20 protein-coding genes are annotated in these 15,827 nt (G+C 60.7%); 10 read left to right on the forward strand and 10 right to left on the reverse strand.

Features of this window, described 5'->3' with window-relative positions:
• Positions 1–393 precede the first annotated feature (393 nt).
• The gene (locus tag BLW55_RS03825) at positions 394–1,032 is read right to left on the reverse strand and encodes an aminoacyl-tRNA deacylase (RefSeq protein ID WP_244508978.1); all 639 of its coding nucleotides are present in this window, start codon (positions 1,030–1,032) and stop codon (positions 394–396) included.
• A gap of 304 nt (positions 1,033–1,336) precedes the next feature.
• Between BLW55_RS03825 and BLW55_RS03830 the strand changes: the two genes are divergently transcribed.
• Entirely contained in the window at positions 1,337–2,050 is a 714-nt protein-coding gene (locus BLW55_RS03830; protein WP_244508979.1) for a L,D-transpeptidase, read from the forward strand.
• Positions 2,051–2,118: 68 nt separating this feature from the next.
• On the opposite strand, the gene BLW55_RS03835 is transcribed toward BLW55_RS03830, so the two are convergent.
• The gene (locus BLW55_RS03835) at positions 2,119–3,045 is read right to left on the reverse strand and encodes an alpha/beta fold hydrolase (protein WP_025031242.1); all 927 of its coding nucleotides are present in this window, start codon (positions 3,043–3,045) and stop codon (positions 2,119–2,121) included.
• Between the two features lie 153 nt (positions 3,046–3,198).
• Positions 3,199–4,248: an aldo/keto reductase gene (locus BLW55_RS03840; RefSeq protein WP_090326819.1), complete on the reverse strand. Its 1,050-nt coding sequence runs from the start codon at positions 4,246–4,248 to the stop codon at positions 3,199–3,201.
• Positions 4,249–4,477: 229 nt separating this feature from the next.
• On the opposite strand from BLW55_RS03840, the gene BLW55_RS03845 reads away from it, so the two are divergent.
• Positions 4,478–5,221, forward strand: coding sequence for an META domain-containing protein (locus BLW55_RS03845; RefSeq protein ID WP_177175012.1), 744 nt, complete (start codon positions 4,478–4,480; stop codon positions 5,219–5,221).
• A gap of 2 nt (positions 5,222–5,223) precedes the next feature.
• Here the strand turns inward: BLW55_RS03845 and BLW55_RS03850 are convergent, their stop codons facing one another.
• From BLW55_RS03850 to BLW55_RS03875, 6 genes are all read right to left on the reverse strand, one after another.
• On the reverse strand, positions 5,224–6,807 hold the full coding sequence (locus BLW55_RS03850; RefSeq protein WP_007007001.1) for a trimethylamine methyltransferase family protein: 1,584 nt from the start codon (positions 6,805–6,807) through the stop codon (positions 5,224–5,226).
• Positions 6,808–6,993: 186 nt separating this feature from the next.
• Positions 6,994–7,380, reverse strand: coding sequence for a hypothetical protein (locus BLW55_RS03855; RefSeq protein ID WP_007007002.1), 387 nt, complete (start codon positions 7,378–7,380; stop codon positions 6,994–6,996).
• 7 nt (positions 7,381–7,387) lie between these two features.
• A complete protein-coding gene (locus tag BLW55_RS03860; RefSeq protein WP_025031238.1) occupies positions 7,388–7,846 on the reverse strand; it encodes a hypothetical protein in 459 nt (152 codons plus the stop codon).
• A gap of 108 nt (positions 7,847–7,954) precedes the next feature.
• The gene (locus BLW55_RS03865) at positions 7,955–8,380 is read right to left on the reverse strand and encodes a hypothetical protein (protein ID WP_090326824.1); all 426 of its coding nucleotides are present in this window, start codon (positions 8,378–8,380) and stop codon (positions 7,955–7,957) included.
• A complete protein-coding gene (locus BLW55_RS03870; protein WP_036540751.1) occupies positions 8,380–8,763 on the reverse strand; it encodes a hypothetical protein in 384 nt (127 codons plus the stop codon). The genes BLW55_RS03865 and BLW55_RS03870 overlap by 1 nt, the downstream gene beginning before the upstream one ends.
• A 7-nt stretch (positions 8,764–8,770) precedes the next feature.
• Positions 8,771–9,241 (reverse strand): hypothetical protein, encoded by a 471-nt coding sequence (locus BLW55_RS03875; protein WP_040664649.1) that lies wholly within the window; start codon positions 9,239–9,241, stop codon positions 8,771–8,773.
• Between the two features lie 318 nt (positions 9,242–9,559).
• On the opposite strand from BLW55_RS03875, the gene BLW55_RS03880 reads away from it, so the two are divergent.
• Positions 9,560–10,258 carry a corrinoid protein gene (locus tag BLW55_RS03880; RefSeq protein ID WP_007007007.1) on the forward strand — a complete coding sequence of 233 codons (699 nt, stop codon included), beginning with the start codon at positions 9,560–9,562 and terminating at the stop codon, positions 10,256–10,258.
• 31 nt (positions 10,259–10,289) lie between these two features.
• On the opposite strand, the gene BLW55_RS03885 is transcribed toward BLW55_RS03880, so the two are convergent.
• Positions 10,290–10,448 carry an entericidin domain-containing protein gene (locus BLW55_RS03885; protein ID WP_007007008.1) on the reverse strand — a complete coding sequence of 53 codons (159 nt, stop codon included), beginning with the start codon at positions 10,446–10,448 and terminating at the stop codon, positions 10,290–10,292.
• Between the two features lie 104 nt (positions 10,449–10,552).
• Between BLW55_RS03885 and BLW55_RS03890 the strand changes: the two genes are divergently transcribed.
• The 7 genes from BLW55_RS03890 (at position 10,553) to BLW55_RS03920 (ending at position 15,781) form a co-directional block, all read left to right on the forward strand.
• Entirely contained in the window at positions 10,553–11,185 is a 633-nt protein-coding gene (locus BLW55_RS03890) for a DUF1638 domain-containing protein (RefSeq protein WP_090326826.1), read from the forward strand.
• Between the two features lie 81 nt (positions 11,186–11,266).
• Positions 11,267–11,896 carry a DUF4893 domain-containing protein gene (locus BLW55_RS03895; protein ID WP_177175013.1) on the forward strand — a complete coding sequence of 210 codons (630 nt, stop codon included), beginning with the start codon at positions 11,267–11,269 and terminating at the stop codon, positions 11,894–11,896.
• Positions 11,897–12,039: 143 nt separating this feature from the next.
• Positions 12,040–12,657 (forward strand): exopolysaccharide biosynthesis protein, encoded by a 618-nt coding sequence (locus BLW55_RS03900; protein WP_244509154.1) that lies wholly within the window; start codon positions 12,040–12,042, stop codon positions 12,655–12,657.
• A gap of 111 nt (positions 12,658–12,768) precedes the next feature.
• Positions 12,769–13,071 (forward strand): virulence factor, encoded by a 303-nt coding sequence (locus BLW55_RS03905; protein WP_007007013.1) that lies wholly within the window; start codon positions 12,769–12,771, stop codon positions 13,069–13,071.
• Positions 13,058–13,654: a methylenetetrahydrofolate reductase C-terminal domain-containing protein gene (locus tag BLW55_RS03910; protein WP_090326832.1), complete on the forward strand. Its 597-nt coding sequence runs from the start codon at positions 13,058–13,060 to the stop codon at positions 13,652–13,654. Before BLW55_RS03905 ends, BLW55_RS03910 begins: the two co-directional genes overlap by 14 nt.
• On the forward strand, positions 13,651–14,763 hold the full coding sequence (locus BLW55_RS03915) for a methylenetetrahydrofolate reductase (protein ID WP_090326834.1): 1,113 nt from the start codon (positions 13,651–13,653) through the stop codon (positions 14,761–14,763). The genes BLW55_RS03910 and BLW55_RS03915 overlap by 4 nt, the downstream gene beginning before the upstream one ends.
• A 64-nt stretch (positions 14,764–14,827) precedes the next feature.
• Entirely contained in the window at positions 14,828–15,781 is a 954-nt protein-coding gene (locus tag BLW55_RS03920; RefSeq protein ID WP_090326837.1) for a methyltetrahydrofolate cobalamin methyltransferase, read from the forward strand.
• Positions 15,782–15,827 lie beyond the last annotated feature (46 nt).

Genomic DNA, 15,827 nt, shown 5'->3' on the forward strand with positions numbered 1-15,827 from the left:
TGATCTCGCGGGGATGGGACGGTGCCCGGCCGGCGGCATAACGTGTGCTTCCGGTGCCCGTGGCGGCTGGTTCGGCAAAGGGCCGTGCGCATGCACGGTCTGGTGCAAAGGCTCACCTTTCGGGGTGAACCCGGCGCACCCGGTTCCGGGGCGATCCCCGCCGGAGGTTGTCAAGAGCCGGGCGGGCGGCTGAAGGGTCGCACAAACAATACCCAGATGAGCGTCGCTTCAGCCGCCCGTCTTCCTCTCAAAACCCGGTTTCACACGCGGGAACGATCACATGCGTCTGCTACAGCGCCGCGCGTCTTATAAGACGCGCAAAGGACGCTGTAACACTTTCAAATGATGCATGTTCGTTGTCTTTCAAATGAATTCATTTGAAAGCGACATGCATTAGCGGCTGATCTGCGCCCTCGGCATGCCATACATCAATTGCTCGAAGCCCTTTGCGGAGACATGCACGAGCGTGCGGTGATCGCCACCCTCGAAATAGACGTCTTCGTCCGTATCGAGTTCATCGTCGATCATGCAGGCAATGCGGTAGGGCGCGCCGAACACAGGCACCGCCCCCTCCTCGCAATCGGGAAACAGCGCCGCTGTCTCCTCTTCGCTCGCCAGAACGACCTTGTCGCCGACGATCGCTCCCACTTTGCCGAGGTCCACCTGCCGCGACGCGGGCACGACCGCCAGGAGATAGCTGTCGTCCCATTTCAGCACCACACCCTTGGCCATTTCGCGGCCCGGAATGTGGCTCACACGCGCGGTCATTGCGGAACTGCCCGTGCGATTGTGCTTCGCAACATCGTAGCGCACGTGGCTGTCTTCGAGAAATTCATGCATCGTCATCGCGATACCCATGGTCCTGCTCCTTCCCTGCCTCTCGGCCGGTGGCTGATACGACAGGATATCGCGGCACAGCCCGATCCGACCGTCGACCTGGCGGTCAGCCGGTGCAAGGGGCGCGGGACCGGGAATGCGGGCAAGGACGGCATTCCGCCGCTTGCGGGAGCCAGCGCCGCGCCAGAGTCGCATCCGGCGGCTGCCTGCTGGTCATTCAGGTCCTTAGGATACACCCGCCCCGCGTCCACGAAAAGCCTTTCCGGCATGCAGGCGAAAGCGCCTTTCCCCGGCGTCACTGTGGGAAAAATATCGCACTGCGCAGCGCGAATGCGAATGGCCGGCAAAATTCGCGCGACATTCGGGCACAGCGTCCGTTCTTTGCCACATTTTATCAAGAACCGCATGGCAAGCGCCTTTCAACGCTTCCGCGCATCCGCGCCGAAGAGGCGACTCACATCACATGAAGACCGGAATTCCACACGTAAGGAGAGTTTCCTTGTTCCACACCACTGTTGCACGCGCTGCCCCTCGCGCCGCGCGGCTCGCCCTGCTGTTGCTTCTGCCCGCGTTGGCTGCCGCCTGCACCACCACAGGCCGCAGCCCCGTCCCCTCCACCGACGTGCCCGGTCCCATGCTGTCCTACTATCAGGACATGTACAGCGAGATCGAAGACAACGGCATCGTGATTCCGGCCGTGGACGTCACCAAGATGGATCGCCAGTATCTGCGCCAGATGGTCGACTACCCGACCAGCGAACCGGTCGGCACCATCGTTGTCGATCCGGAAAACCGCTTCCTCTACCTCGTCATGGAGAACGGCAAGGCCATGCGCTACGGTATTGGTGTCGCCAAGGCGGGGCTGGAATATCAGGGCGACGGCGTGATCGGCCGCAAGGCCGCGTGGCCAAACTGGGCTCCGACCCTTGCCATGATCAACCGCGAGCCCGAACGCTATCGTCCGCTCGCAGCCGGCATGCAGGGCGGCCTCACCAATCCGCTCGGTTCGCGCGCGCTATACCTCTACAAGGATGGCAGGGACACGCTCTACCGCATCCACGGCACAACCGAGCCGTGGTCCATCGGCAGATCGGTTTCCTCCGGCTGTATCCGCCTGCTCAATCACGACATCATGGATCTCTACAAGCGTGTTCCGCGCGGCGCCCGCATGGTGGTGCTGGGCGGCGGTCAGCCACAGCCCGGCATGGTCTGAGCCGGCGTCATCAAAAAAGCCCTTGCCGCACGCCCGCGCGGCAAGGGCCTCTTTCGGGATACCAGAGACTACTTGCGGGTCAGATCGTCCGCCGTCCACGGCGCATTGATCTGGCTGTCGTTGAGAAACGGCAACACCGTCTCGGCCAGTCGCGGCGACACGCCGATGTCGTAATGCGTGAGGTTCGGCAGGATCGCCAGGCGATTCTGAGACATGTTCTCGCGCTGCCACCCCGCATCCTTCAGCCCGCCGCCGAGCAGTTTGTAGAACTCCACAATATGCTCTGGCCGGTACATGTCGGAATCGCCGAACACCAGCATCACCGGCATTTCCAGCGTCTTCACACCATCGGCGAAGTTATAAGGCTTGCGCATATAGGCGCCCATCCGGTCGAGCAGTTCGGGAAACCGCGAAGGATCCGGCGCCACCGCTGCATAGGACTGATACATGGGCGTGTCCTTCATCATCTCGGCCATGCCCGCCCCGACCTGTGCCTGCATCGGCAGCATTTCAGGATAGAACCCGTCCTGGGCAAAGCCCGCCGAGACCAGCGCCATCCGCCGCACCTTCTCAGGATGCTGTATGGCGAGACGCAGGACGACCCCGCCACCCATCGAATAGCCCATGGCATCCACCTGGTCGTAGCCCAGCTGGTCGAGAATTTCCGCCACGTCATCCCCCATCGCTTCAAGGCTGATCGGGCGGTCGCCGAGTTCGGTGCGCCCGTGCCCCTGCATGTCGATGGCGATGACTTCGCGCTCGGCCGCCAGCATGGTGAGCACCGGCCCGAACATCTCGATAAGGCCAAGCCCGCCATGCACCAGAAGCAGCGGTTCGCCCTTCCCGTGGATCTGGTAGTGATATTTTATGCCGCCGGCTTCCACTTCACCGCTTTTCACCGGTTCGGAAGCGCCCGTTTCAGCACGCGCAGGCGCAGCGGCGGATACCGCCAGGATCAGAGCCGCGCAAACGGCAGCAAAGGCATTTTTGAACATTGCGATCTCCCATCAAATCGGCCGTCGCTGCGACGCACCGTCATTGCGATGCTCCCAGGACGTACAATGCCACGCCGATCCGACAGGGGATTGAATTTTTCCAGGATACCTTGTGGGGCGATGCCGGAAGACAGGCACCGCCCAGGGCTGTCCTCAGGGGCTCGGATTGCCGATCCGCTGGTGCAGATCGTCGACCGCCGTTTGCATCTCGTCTGTCCAGCGCACATCGAGCGCACCGAGCGCCTCTTCGAGCTGCGCCATCGTGGTCGCGCCAATGATGTTGGAGGTCATGAATGGCCGCGAATTGACAAACGCCTGCGCGAAAGCGGCCGGTGTCAACCCGAATTCCCGCGCCATGGTGTTATAGGCCTTCGCAGCCTCCGGCCCGCCGGGCTTCTCGTAACGCTGAAGACGGTCGAACAGCACTTTGCGCGAGCCCTCGGGCAGCGCCCCGTCATCATATTTCCCAGTCAGATACCCCTGCGCCAGCGGCGAATAGGCAAGCAGGCCAACCTCCTCGCGCTGGCAGGTTTCGGCCAGATTCACCTCATAGGTCCGGTTCATGAGATTGTAGGCATTCTGCAGCGAGACCACCCGCGGCCCCACGCCCCTGTCGGCCTCCGCGATGTAGCGCATCACGCCCCAGGAGCTCTCGTTGGAAAGACCGAAATGGCGGATTTTCCCGGCCTTCACCAGATCGTCAAACACGGCGAGCGTTTCAGCGATCGGCGTTTCGTCGGCAAGCGGCTCCGACAGCGTCGTCACGCGCGTCGGGTTGGAACCGAACGGGTTTTCGCGATCCGGCCAATGGATCTGGTAGAGGTCGATATAGTCCGTCTGCAGCCGCGAGAGCGACTTGTCGATCGCGTCCATGATGTCGGCGCGCACGAGCTTCGAAGGCCTGTCACCCCGAAACCACTCATTGGCAGTGCGGCCAATCACCTTGGAAGCGACAATCACCTGGTCGCGATTGCCACGCGCTTTCATCCAGGTTCCGACGCAACGCTCCGTTCGTCCCTGCGTCTCGGCCTTGGGCGGGATTGGATAAAGCTCGGCCATGTCGAGAAAGTTGACGCCGCGCTCAACCGCGCGGTCCATCTGTTCGTGGCCTTCTGCCTCGGTGTTCTGTTCGCCAAAAGTCATCGTGCCGAGGCAAATCTGCGAGACAAAGAGATCGCTGCGTCCAAGACGGCGCTTTTCCATCAAAACTCTCCGGGTGCTGAAAACAGGCGCGAACGCGCCATCCATCACATCATAGGCCGCCTGCCACGACACGCAAGCGACCATCAGGCAGAAGTCTCGCCCGCCACGCAATCACGCCACAAAGTGTTGGCAAAAACACAACCAGAGTCCGCATTTTTCGGACCGGGCAACCAGCATCAGGACAACCATCTTCATGTATCGGCGTACATTTTTCCTCAGCATCATTTTTATGACCGCTTCTGTATCGGGCACGGCGGCAATCGCCCAGGAACCGGAGAAGGACATGCATAGGATTTCAGGCGAACTCATCTATCTCGTGCGCATCGCGCTGCCGCCAGACAGTGTCGCAACGGTCGAGCTGCGCAACGCGCAGGCCTCCGAAGATACCCCTCCCATTGCCGAACAGAAGATCACGCTCAACGGCAAACAGGTTCCGGTCCCCTTCAGCCTTGCCGTCGAAAGGTCAAAGCTGAAGCCGGGAGAGACCTACCATCTCTATGGTGACATCCACGACGGGCGCAAACAGCGCTGGACATCGGAAGCAGTTGTGATCGATCCGCAGGAGCCGGACATCACCCTTGGAGCCCTTCTCCTGAAGCCATCTGGGAGCACATTGCGTCTGATACCGGTTGCCATGGAGGAAATCACCGGCACGGAATGGGTGGTGGAAGATATCAATGGCGGCGGCATCATCGACAGGTCGCGTGTAACGTTGACCTTTGGCGAGGATGGCAGGGTCGGCGGCCGCGCATCCTGCAACAGCTATTCGGCAGGCTGGACCGAAAACAACGGCAGACTAACGGTCGGACACGCCGTGTCGACTGAAATGGCCTGTGCAGGAGCGCTGATGAACCAGGAGCAGAAGTTCCTGTCCATCCTGCCCGATCTCAAATTCTACGCCACGACCCCAGAGGGCGCGCTGATTCTGCAGACCGTCGACGGCCGCAGGCTCCGGGCCTTCCCGGCGGGCTGAACTCAGGCGAAGGCGTCGGGCATCGATTCCTTGCGTTTTGCGATGAAATCCAGAAGCCCCTCTTCGATCCCCGGATCGAGCGGGGGTGCCTGGTAGGTCTCGAGCCAGCTGCGGGCGAGCTGGTTGGCGCGTTGCGCCGCCGTTTTCTCACCTTCCGCCGCCCATTGCTCAAACGAATTGTTATCGGCAATGGACGAGCGGTAGAACGCCGTCTGAAAATTGGCCTGCGTGTGAGCACAGCCGAGATAATGGCTCCCCGGCCCCACTTCGCGGATCGCGTCCATCGCCTGCCCGTTTTCCGAAACGTCCAGCGGTTCGCACATGCGCTGCTGCATGCCGAGCTGGTCGATATCCATCATGAATTTTTCGTAGGAAGACACCAGACCGCCTTCAAGCCACCCGGCCGCGTGGAGCACGAAATTGGTGCCGGCAAGCACCGTCGAATTCAGCGTATTGGCACTCTCATAGGCGGCCTGGGCATCCGGGATTTTCGATCCCGTCAGTGATCCGCCCGTACGGAACGGGAGCCCCAGACGCCGGGCAAGCTGCGCTGCTCCGTAAGAAACGAGCGACGGTTCAGGCGTGCCGAAGGTCGGGGCACCCGACTGCATGGAAATGGAAGACGCAAACGTGCCAAACAGCACCGGCGCCCCCGGTCGCACCAATTGCGTGAACGCCGCACCGGCCATGACTTCGGCCAGAACCTGGGTCAGCGTTCCGATGACCGTCACCGGGCTCATCGCTCCGGCCAGAATGAAGGGCGTGACAATGCAGGCTTGGTTGGCGCGTGCATAGACCTTTGCAGCGCCCAGCATGGTTTCGTCGAAAACCATGGGCGAGTTCGCGTTGATCAGGTTGATGACCACCGTGTTCTGGTCGACGAAATCCTCACCAAAAAGGATCCTCGCCATCGCCACCGTGTCTTCGGCACGGTCGGGCGCCGTGACAGAGCCCATGAAGGGTTTGTCGGAATAGCGCATATGCGAGAATACCATGTCGAGATGGCGTTTGTTGACCGGCACGTCCACCGGTTCGCAGACGGTGCCGCCCGAGTGATGAATGGACGGCGCCATATAGGCGAGCTTCACGAAATTGCGGAAATCCTCAATCGTCGCATAGCGACGCATGCCGTCGAGGTCGCGGACGAAGGGCGGGCCATAGACCGGCGCAAAGACCGTGGCGTTGCCGCCGATCTCGACCGAGCGCTCGGGATTGCGCGCATGCTGGGTAAAAACCGAAGGTGCCGTTTTCAGAAGCTGGCGGCACAGCCCTTTGGGAAAGTGCACCCGATCGCCGCGCACGTCGGCCCCCGCCTCTTTCCACAGGGCGAGAGCTTCCGGGTCGTCGCGGAACTCGATGCCAATCTCTTCAAGAACCGTATCGGCGTTCGCCTCGACCAGCGCCAGCGCCTCCTCGTCAAGCACCTCGTAAGGCTTGAGCGCACGGCGGATATAGGTCAGTTGCTGTCCCGGTCCTGCACCTGCGCGCGCCGCCCTGCGGGCTGCGGCTCCGCCCCGCTCACTGCGCCCGGAACGTCCCCGGCGCGGCCGATCCTGCGTTTCGTCGTCACCGGCCATCATCGTCATCGCGCAAACTCCACGCTAGGGTCACAAAGCAAGCCTCATTATGACCCTAGCGTTTGCAGCAACAACCTCCGTTCCGCAAGCGGCAGATGGTGTCGCAACTGGCGTGCTGATGGGACCGGCAGCGTGTCCATCGTAGCGTGCTGTCACCGCATTCCTTTGCACAAATAGCCGTTGGCACCACGCCGTTCACAAGCGATAAGCGATGAATTTTCCGCAGATCTGCGCTCTCATCCCAACGCCTTTGCCGGGAAAGGGAGCACTCTCGGTGCAGATGCGCACACGTCGCTCACGCGCTCCCTCAAAACTGAGGACGACCAGCACTGACCGGGAGGCGCCGGCACCGAGTGAGAAGTCCGCTGGCGATATGCTTGCATCAATCGGCCTGAAATCCGCATCATAAGCGCGAATGGTCACGCCTATGCGATGCTTGTACGGATTTCGTGGCTGAACCCGCACGGCAAAACTGTCGGTGAAACTGCGAACGACGCCCCGCATCGGCGACATGGATTGCGACGATGCGGGCGTCGTTGCAGCACAGACGGCGATCAGGGCCGCCAGTGTCCGTTTATGCATTGTGCACCTACTCACAGGTCACTGTGACAAAGGCTTCATATGCACCTTTTTGAAAGATCGCATTGTCCGCCACCGCGCGCAGATCGACCGAAAGGTTGCTCGCGCCAACTCCCAGAGGTGTTATTGTCGACCCCGGCACCTTTGCCGTGCTCGTGGCGCCCGTCGAGCTGTAGGTGGTCATGAAAGTGACGGCGCCCGTGCCGTTCGGTGCTCTTGAGAAAGCCTCCGGTGCCTTGAGCGACGCCTGAAACCCCGCACCTGTCGTATAAACTGTAGCCGCACCGGAATTACCACCAGCAGCTTCAGAGTCCAGGACATCCAGGCCATCCCGCACGAGCACACCGTCTGACCGGATTTCGATGGTGCAGCTCTCCTCTAGATTGGCGCGAAAAGGAAGGTCTGACTGGGCTCCAAGGGACGCGGTCGTACCGAGCAGCAAAAAAACACAAGAGTAGATATACTTCATGACAAAACCCTGGGTTGAAAATCAGGGCGCCATTTAGGTACTCAAAAAACCTCCGTCAACAAAAAAGAGATACCTGCTGCAAACAGTTATTGAAGATAACAGGCGCACTCAGCGCCTGCCCTTGTTTGTCCAAGAGGCGTCACTTGCCCAGTTCCCTTCGGGGTTTGACCGCATGCGCGGATCGAGCCCCTGCCGCATGAGTTCGACCTCGAGTTCCAAGCGCTTCAACTCCAGTTGATAGAGTTTGTCGCAATCCAGTCGTCTCGGTTTTCGCCCCAGAGGCACAACCAGACGCCCGTAGGCTGAAACGCGCTGCGAGCTGTTGTCTCCAATGACACCCGAGTCAAGATAGGCTCCGGAATTCGCCATGGAAGCACGGCACGTGGTTCCGTCTGCAGCCCTGATCTCGTCAAAGCCGTTCGGCATGACCACCCCGGGCAGCGTCACGCCAGTCTGGTTCTGGTTGATGACATACCGGTCGCTGTCGCCATAGACGATGGACACGCTCAGGAAGAAGAACGCACAGGCCCCCATCAATCGATACGATAAGCTATGAAACGTCCGCATACTTGAGCCTTAATATTTGTGCCACGGCCAGGAAACGGGATGCTTTCAGCGCAGATCCTGACACGCCTGACCTTATTGTTGTTGAACCCCACCGAAACCAGGACCGAGCGGGAAGTTTTGCTCCCGACCATTGTTTCCGCAGGAAAAACATGTGCTTCGATCGGCCGAAAATCCTGATCATAGGCTTTCACCGCCATTCGAATTTTGTGCGGATAGGGATTGTAGGGGAAAACCCGCACCGTAAACGTGTCGCCGAAGCTCGATATCTTCCCCCGCATCGGCGTCATGGATTGTGCAACGCCGATGCCGCAACCGGCCGCGATAAACGCGGCCAGAAGGATGAGTTTCAAGATGGAGCTACTCACAGGTCAGGGTGACTTCAGCGGTGTAGTTGCCGGCAGGGAAAACACCGGCCGATTTTGTAGCGCTCAGATCCACATCGACATTCGTCACCCCAAGCCCAAGCGGGGAGGTCACCGTGCCGACCACATCAAGAAGCGTGGTCACACCGGAGGCGCTGTAGCTCGAGGAGAAGATTACATCATCGTCCCCACCTGCCGGTGCGACGAGAAACGCCGCAGGCGTGGAGGTCGACATATTGAAACCCGTTCCAGTGGTCACGACGGTGGCCGTACCTGAAACGCCGGCAGCTTCGGTCGATGAAAGGACGTTAAGGGCGCCATTGGTTCCCAGAACGCCGGGCGTTCCCACTGTTATGAGGCACGTTGAAATGACGTTGCCGTTAAAAATCACAGTATCGGTGACGGCGGCGGCAGGCGCGGTGAAAATGGTGGTAAGCAACAATGCAGATAGAGAGGTTCTGAACATGACCCTGCTCCTCACGGACAAGCAGACAAGCCCCCTCTTACAGGCCTTATGAAAACGCGGTCCTCTTAATATATTGCTAATATACCACTTAAGATTTACATCGCAAAATAATACAACCAAAAATACAAACCAAAGTGCCACACACTCCAGAGAGCCACCGCCGCTCTGCGCCGTCGCTTTCCTGACGTCGCGGGTCGCAAATCAGCTATGTAATCAGCGACTTCGCGCCTTATTCTTGTGATACCGCTTGTTTGCGGCCAACAATGAGCGCGGTTCGGGATGCCCTGCCCGCGCGACGTGAGCAGCAGGAGCCAGAGCATGTCCGACGACGAAATCATCCTCTCGGAGCTTCCCGACGACGAACTCGTGCAGCAGATGCACGACGACCTTTATGACGGACTCAAGGACGAGATCGAGGAAGGCACGCACATTCTGCTGGGCCGCGGCTGGCAACCCTACGAGGTGCTCACTGACGCCCTGGTCGAAGGCATGCGGATTGTCGGCGAGGATTTTCGCGACGGCATCCTGTTCGTGCCGGAAGTCCTGCTGTCGGCCAACGCCATGAAGGCCGGCATGGCGATCCTGCGGCCGCTTCTGGCCGAAACCGGCGCACCCAAACAGGGCAAGATGGTGATTGGCACGGTAAAGGGCGACATTCACGACATCGGCAAGAACCTGGTCGGCATGATGATGGAGGGGGCCGGTTTCGACGTGATCGACATCGGCATCAACAATCCAGTCGAAAACTACCTGGATGCGATAGAGGAGCACCAGCCCGACATTGTCGGCATGTCGGCACTCCTCACGACGACCATGCCCTATATGAAGGTTGTGATCGACACGATGAAAGAAAAGGGTATTCGGGAGGACTATATCGTCCTCGTCGGCGGTGCGCCGCTCAACGAGGAGTTTGGCAAAGCGGTGGGAGCCGACGCCTATTGCCGTGACGCGGCGGTGACGGTTGAAACCGCCAAGGAACTGATCAAGCGCAGGCACAATGTAACGGCCGGCGCCTGATCCCTTCGCATCACAGAGTGTGCCGTACAGCTCAATAAGTGGACTGCGAAATGTCGCGCCCGGCGCTCTGTGTTGCATCGACCGCATTTGCGGCATCCCGGCCGACACCGCGGATCGTGTTGGCGCAACCCGCAACCGACCCGGCCACGAGGAGGAGGATTGCGAGACGGGAAAGAACGGACAGTTTCATGGCTTGTCTCCCTCTAAATCATCGGACCGAAAAGTGGAATCCGGTTCTTGGTCCGATACGTTATCGATGGTCTAGATAGTCCCCGCGCAAACGGGAGCGTTACCATGCAGGAACGCACGAAACCGGAAAAAGTTCTCGGGCCCGAGAAAGTTCTCGTGATCGCCTGCGGCATGATCGCGCGCGAAATTCTGGCGGTACGCGAGACGCTCGGCTTTGGGCATCTGGACCTCACCTGTCTCCCCGCTGAATTCCACTATCGGCCCGACCGCATCGCACCGTCCATGGATGCCGCGATCACGAAGGCGCGCGCAGAAGGCTATCGCCACATCTTCGTTGGCTATGCGGATTGCGGAACCGGTGGAGCGCTTGACCGAATCTGCGAAAAGCACGGCGTGGCACGCATCGACGGGCCGCACTGCTTCGCCTTTTACCAGGGTCTCTCCGCGTTCGAAGAGATTGCCGAAGACGACATGCTCTCCTTCTACATGACGGACTTCCTGTGCCGTCAGTTCGACGCATTTTTCATGAAACCGCTCGGCCTCGACCGGCACCCTGAGCTTATCCAGGATTTCTTCGGCAACTATAAAAAGCTCGTTTATCTGGCGCAGACGGACGACCCACAGTTGGAGCGCGTCGCGCAGGATGCGGCAAGGCTTCTCGGCCTTGCCTACGAAAAACGGCAAACCGGATATGGCGACCTGACGAAGGCGCTGGCGACCGCGGCACGGGGCAGCTGATCCCTCTACGAACGCCATGAAATGGTTACATTGGCGGTGCATTCCGGAAGCATATTCATGCTGATTTTCTGGAGATTTTTCATGCACCGTATTCTTTTACCAATTTTCACGTTTGCCCTGATCACCGTTCCGGCAAACGCGCAGTCGCTGGTTCAGGAGAAGCTCGACATGGAGCGGGCCGGTTTCGAAAAAGACACGGTGATGCAGGACATCACCTATCGCGACGCTGCGCGTCTCGATGCCTATGCACGCATGCGCACCGAGGCCTTCAGGCAGGCCAAGGCCGGCGGAGCGTCAGCCGATGTCGCGCTGCTCGATGAGATCGATCAGCGACCGGAACGCTCCTTTGAGGATTTCGACCTTACAGGCAAGTGGCAATGCCGCACCATAAAGACCGGTGGGCTCGCGCCGCTTGTGGTCTATGACTGGTTTCGTTGCCAGGTCAACGATGACGGGGCGGGCTGGGTCCTTGAAAAACTGACCGGATCGCAGCGAACCAGAGGACGTTTCTTCACAGACGGCGATTCGCGACTGATCTATCTCGGCAGCTATTTCGTGAAGGACGACCGGCCGCCTCGCTATGGCTCCGGCCGCAATAGCGATCAGGTAGCCTACGTTTTTCGCGGCAAAGACGATGGCTGGCGCATGGAATTCCCTGCACCGGAGCGGGAATCCGTACTCGACATTCTGGAGTTCCGGCGCGCTCCATGAGTTTCGCGGCGCCGCAGGATGCTTGCGGCTTCTGTCATGAAGGCTTAACGGCATCCAGACAAAACTGTACGCCATCCCGGTCGAGATTCGAATGGCTGGCAAGAATGAGTGCAATGAAGGCGGAGGGAACGGACTTGGACACGGTGTTGGGCGCACCGCCGGCTCACCTGCCGCCGCGCCGGCTCTCGCGAATTTTCCGCGACCTGGCAAAACACGCTGAAGACAAGGTCACTATCGGCGAAATCCGCCAGGCGCTCGGCGATCGCAGCTTTGCCACCCTTCTGGTCTTTTTTGCCAGCCTGAACCTCCTGCCCTTCCCACCCGGCAGCACGCTCGTCCTCGGGCCGCCGCTGGTGCTGGTCGCGCTGCAGATGGTGATGGGCAACCGCACCGTATGGCTGCCGCAGTTCCTGCTCAACAAGGCGATCGGCGCAGACAAGTTTCGTCATATGAGCGAGCGGCTCATTCCGCGCCTTATCTGGCTGGAGCGGCTCATCAAGCCGCGCTACTGGCCGTTTGCGCGCGATCACGCAGACCGGGTTATCGGGCTCGCCGCGCTGATCCTCTCGATTGCCGTGACACTTCCCATTCCGCTCGGCAACTGGTTTCCGGCCTTTTCCTGCGCGCTGGTGGGGCTCGCTCTTTCCGAGCGCGACGGTGTGTTGCTCGGCATCGCCGTCGCCTGCGGCGTGCTCTCTCTCATGGTGATTGCCGGCGTCGTGATCGGCGCCAGCATGATGGCAGGCGCCGTCATGCACTGACCTCCCGTTCCTCCTCGGACACGTCGCATTTGAATGCACGCGCGTCGCCTTGCAGCAAGCGAGGGCGCGGCAATGCGGCAATTCTGAAAATCGAGGAAGGAACAGGCGCTTATGGCTCAGCTGATCGTTGTATACTGGCGCGACATCCCGGCTCAGGTGATCGTCAGGAAGGGGCGGCAGACCGCCAAGCGCGAACTGCCACTGCGCTTCACCGAGGCCATCGACATGTGCGCCATGCGTGTAGGTGCGCGTGACACGGACGCCTATCTCGCTGAATGGCGGCGCGGCGAGCCCGTCTCCGTCAGCGACGACCTCGAGGCTGAAGCGGATAAGGCCCTGGAAGCAATTGACCGCGACTATCACAGAGAGCGCCTTCTGGCGCTTGTCAAGGCAGGTGGCCATGACGACGGATAGCACTGGAAAGACCTCGACAGTCACCCAGGCGACCCTCGTCAAGAAAGCACGCGAGGCGCTTGCCTACAGGCCGGCCGATGTCTCGCCCCAGCGGCGGGTCCAGCGGCGTTACACAATGCGGCGCTGGTCGGTACGCCATGCCCGGCTGCTCGAATGGGTTTATGCCCGGTTCTCAAGCCTTTTCCTGGCGCTGCACCCGTTCTGGAGCGCCGTTGGCTATGCGCGGGCGGAAAAGCCGGTCAAATTCGTGGAACGGCAGGTGAAAGGGTTGATGTTCGATTGCCGCATGTGCGGCCAGTGCATCCTCTCTTCCACCGGCATGTCGTGCCCCATGAACTGCCCCAAACAGTTGCGCAACGGTCCCTGCGGGGGCGTGCGCGCCAACGGCAACTGCGAGGTGGAACCGGACATGCCGTGCGTCTGGGTGAAAGCCTGGGAGGGGGCGCAGGCGATGCGGAACCGGCAGGCGATCCTTGATGTCCAGAAGCCCGTCGACCAGTCGTTGAGGGAAAGCTCCGCCTGGCTCAGGGTAACCGCGCAGGCTGCGCGTGAACGCGAAAGCCTCCGGAGCAGCACCGCATGACGAGGCGGCCACCGCAGATCGACGAAAACCCGGACGGCGTCGACCTGCCGCTGGAGCCCCTGCCCGGCCATTCCTCGCGCGGCCGGCTGGAACGCGTGCTGCGACGCGGCGAATTCGCGGTGACGGCTGAACTCAACCCGCCCGACAGCGCCAACGCGCAGGACGTCTACGAACGGGCGGCAATTTTCGACGGCTGGGTGGACGGCATCAACGCCGTGGATGCTTCCGGCGCCAATTGCCACATGTCCTCAATGGGCATCTGCGCGCTGCTGACGCGCATGGGGTATGCGACGATCATGCAGATCGCCTGCCGCGACCGGAACCGCATCGCCATTCAGGGCGACGTGCTGGGTGCGGCGGCCATGGGTGTGGGCAACATCATGTGCCTGACGGGCGACGGCGTGCAGGCCGGCGACCAGCCGGGCGCAAAACCCGTTTTCGACCTCGACTGCATGTCGCTTCTCGAAACGGTGCGGACCATGCGCGACGAGGAAAAGTTTCTCTCCGGACGCAGGCTCACCACACCGCCTGCCGTTTTTCTCGGTGCGGCCATCAATCCCTTCGCCCCGCCTTTCGACTTCCGCCCCCACCGGCTCGCCAAGAAGATAGCGGCCGGCGCGCAGTTCGTGCAGAGTCAGTATTGCTATGATGTGCCAATGCTGAAGGAATACATGAAGCGGGTGCGCGATATGGGGCTCGACGAAAAATGCTTCATACTGGTTGGCGTCGGCCCGCTCGCTTCTGCAAAAACCGCCCGCTGGATCCGCTCGAACGTGCCGGGTGTCCACATTCCCGATGCGGTGATCAAACGGCTTGAAGGCGCCGAAAAGCAGAAAGAGGAAGGCAAGCGCCTGTGTATCGATATCATCAACGAGGTGAAGGAGATCGAGGGTGTGTCCGGCATTCATGTCATGGCCTACCGGCAAGAGGAATTCGTGGCTGAGATCGTGCACGAATCCGGCGTCCTGAAGAGCCGCAAGCCGTGGAAGCGCGAGCCGGGCCTCGACGATGCGCTGGTTGCCGAGCGGCTCGACCACATTCTGCATGACGACCCGAGCGAGAAGCCCGTAGAGATGGTGAGGGACGCAAGCGCGACATCCAGCGAATGAGAATGCCAGTCAAGACCATCGATCAGCAGCATGGGCTCACACCATGCCTCCAGGAGGATTCTGAATGACCCGTACCATCGTCGCCTCTGCAACCAGGGAAGTCGTGATCGGCTTTGACCAGCCCTTCTGCGTGATCGGAGAGCGCATCAATCCGACCGGGCGCAAGAAGCTCGCCGCCGAGATGGTTGCCGGCAATTTCGAGACGGTGAAGCAGGACGCGCTGGCACAGGTCGCAGCCGGCGCAACCATGCTCGACGTCAACGCCGGCGTCACGGCGGTAGACCCCAACGCAACCGAGCCCGGGCTTCTCGTTCAGACCCTGGAGATCGTGCAGGATCTGGTCGATGTGCCGCTCTCGATCGACTCCTCCGTTTCTGCCGCCATCGAAGCCGGGCTCAGGGTCGCCCGGGGCAGACCGCTGGTCAACTCGGTGACGGGCGAAGAGGAGAAGCTGGAAGCCATCCTGCCGCTGATCAAGAAATACGACGTGCCCGTCGTCGCCATTTCCAACGACGAAACCGGCATTTCCGAAGACCCGGACGTGCGCTTCGAGGTGGCGAAGAAGATCGTCCAGCACGCCGCCGATTACGGCATTCCCGCCCACGACATCGTTGTGGATCCGCTGGTGATGCCCATCGGCGCCATGGGCACGGCGGGCCAGCAGGTTTTCCGGCTTCTGCGGCGGCTGCGCGAAGAATTGAAGGTAAACACCACCTGCGGCCTTTCCAACATATCCTTCGGCCTGCCGCACCGGCACGGCATCAATGCCGGTTTCATTCCCATGGTGATCGGGGCGGGCATGACCAGCGCCATCATGAACCCCTGCCGCCCACAGGAGATGGAAATGGTGCGCGCGGCAAATGTGCTGAACGGCACGGACCCCAATTGCTACAACTGGATCATGACCTATCGTGACCACCAGCCCACCGCTACAGGCGAGGCAACGGCGGCGGCGGCCCCCGCGTCCTCCGGTGGGCGCCGCCGCGGCGGCCGCGATGCACGCAGAGCGCGGGGGTGAAAATGCCTTGATTGCGTTCACCCGTCATTCCATGCCTGCCAGGTTG

This window comes from Nitratireductor aquibiodomus, from assembly GCF_900105565.1.
GTDB classification, from domain to species: Bacteria; Pseudomonadota; Alphaproteobacteria; order Rhizobiales; family Rhizobiaceae; genus Nitratireductor; species Nitratireductor aquibiodomus.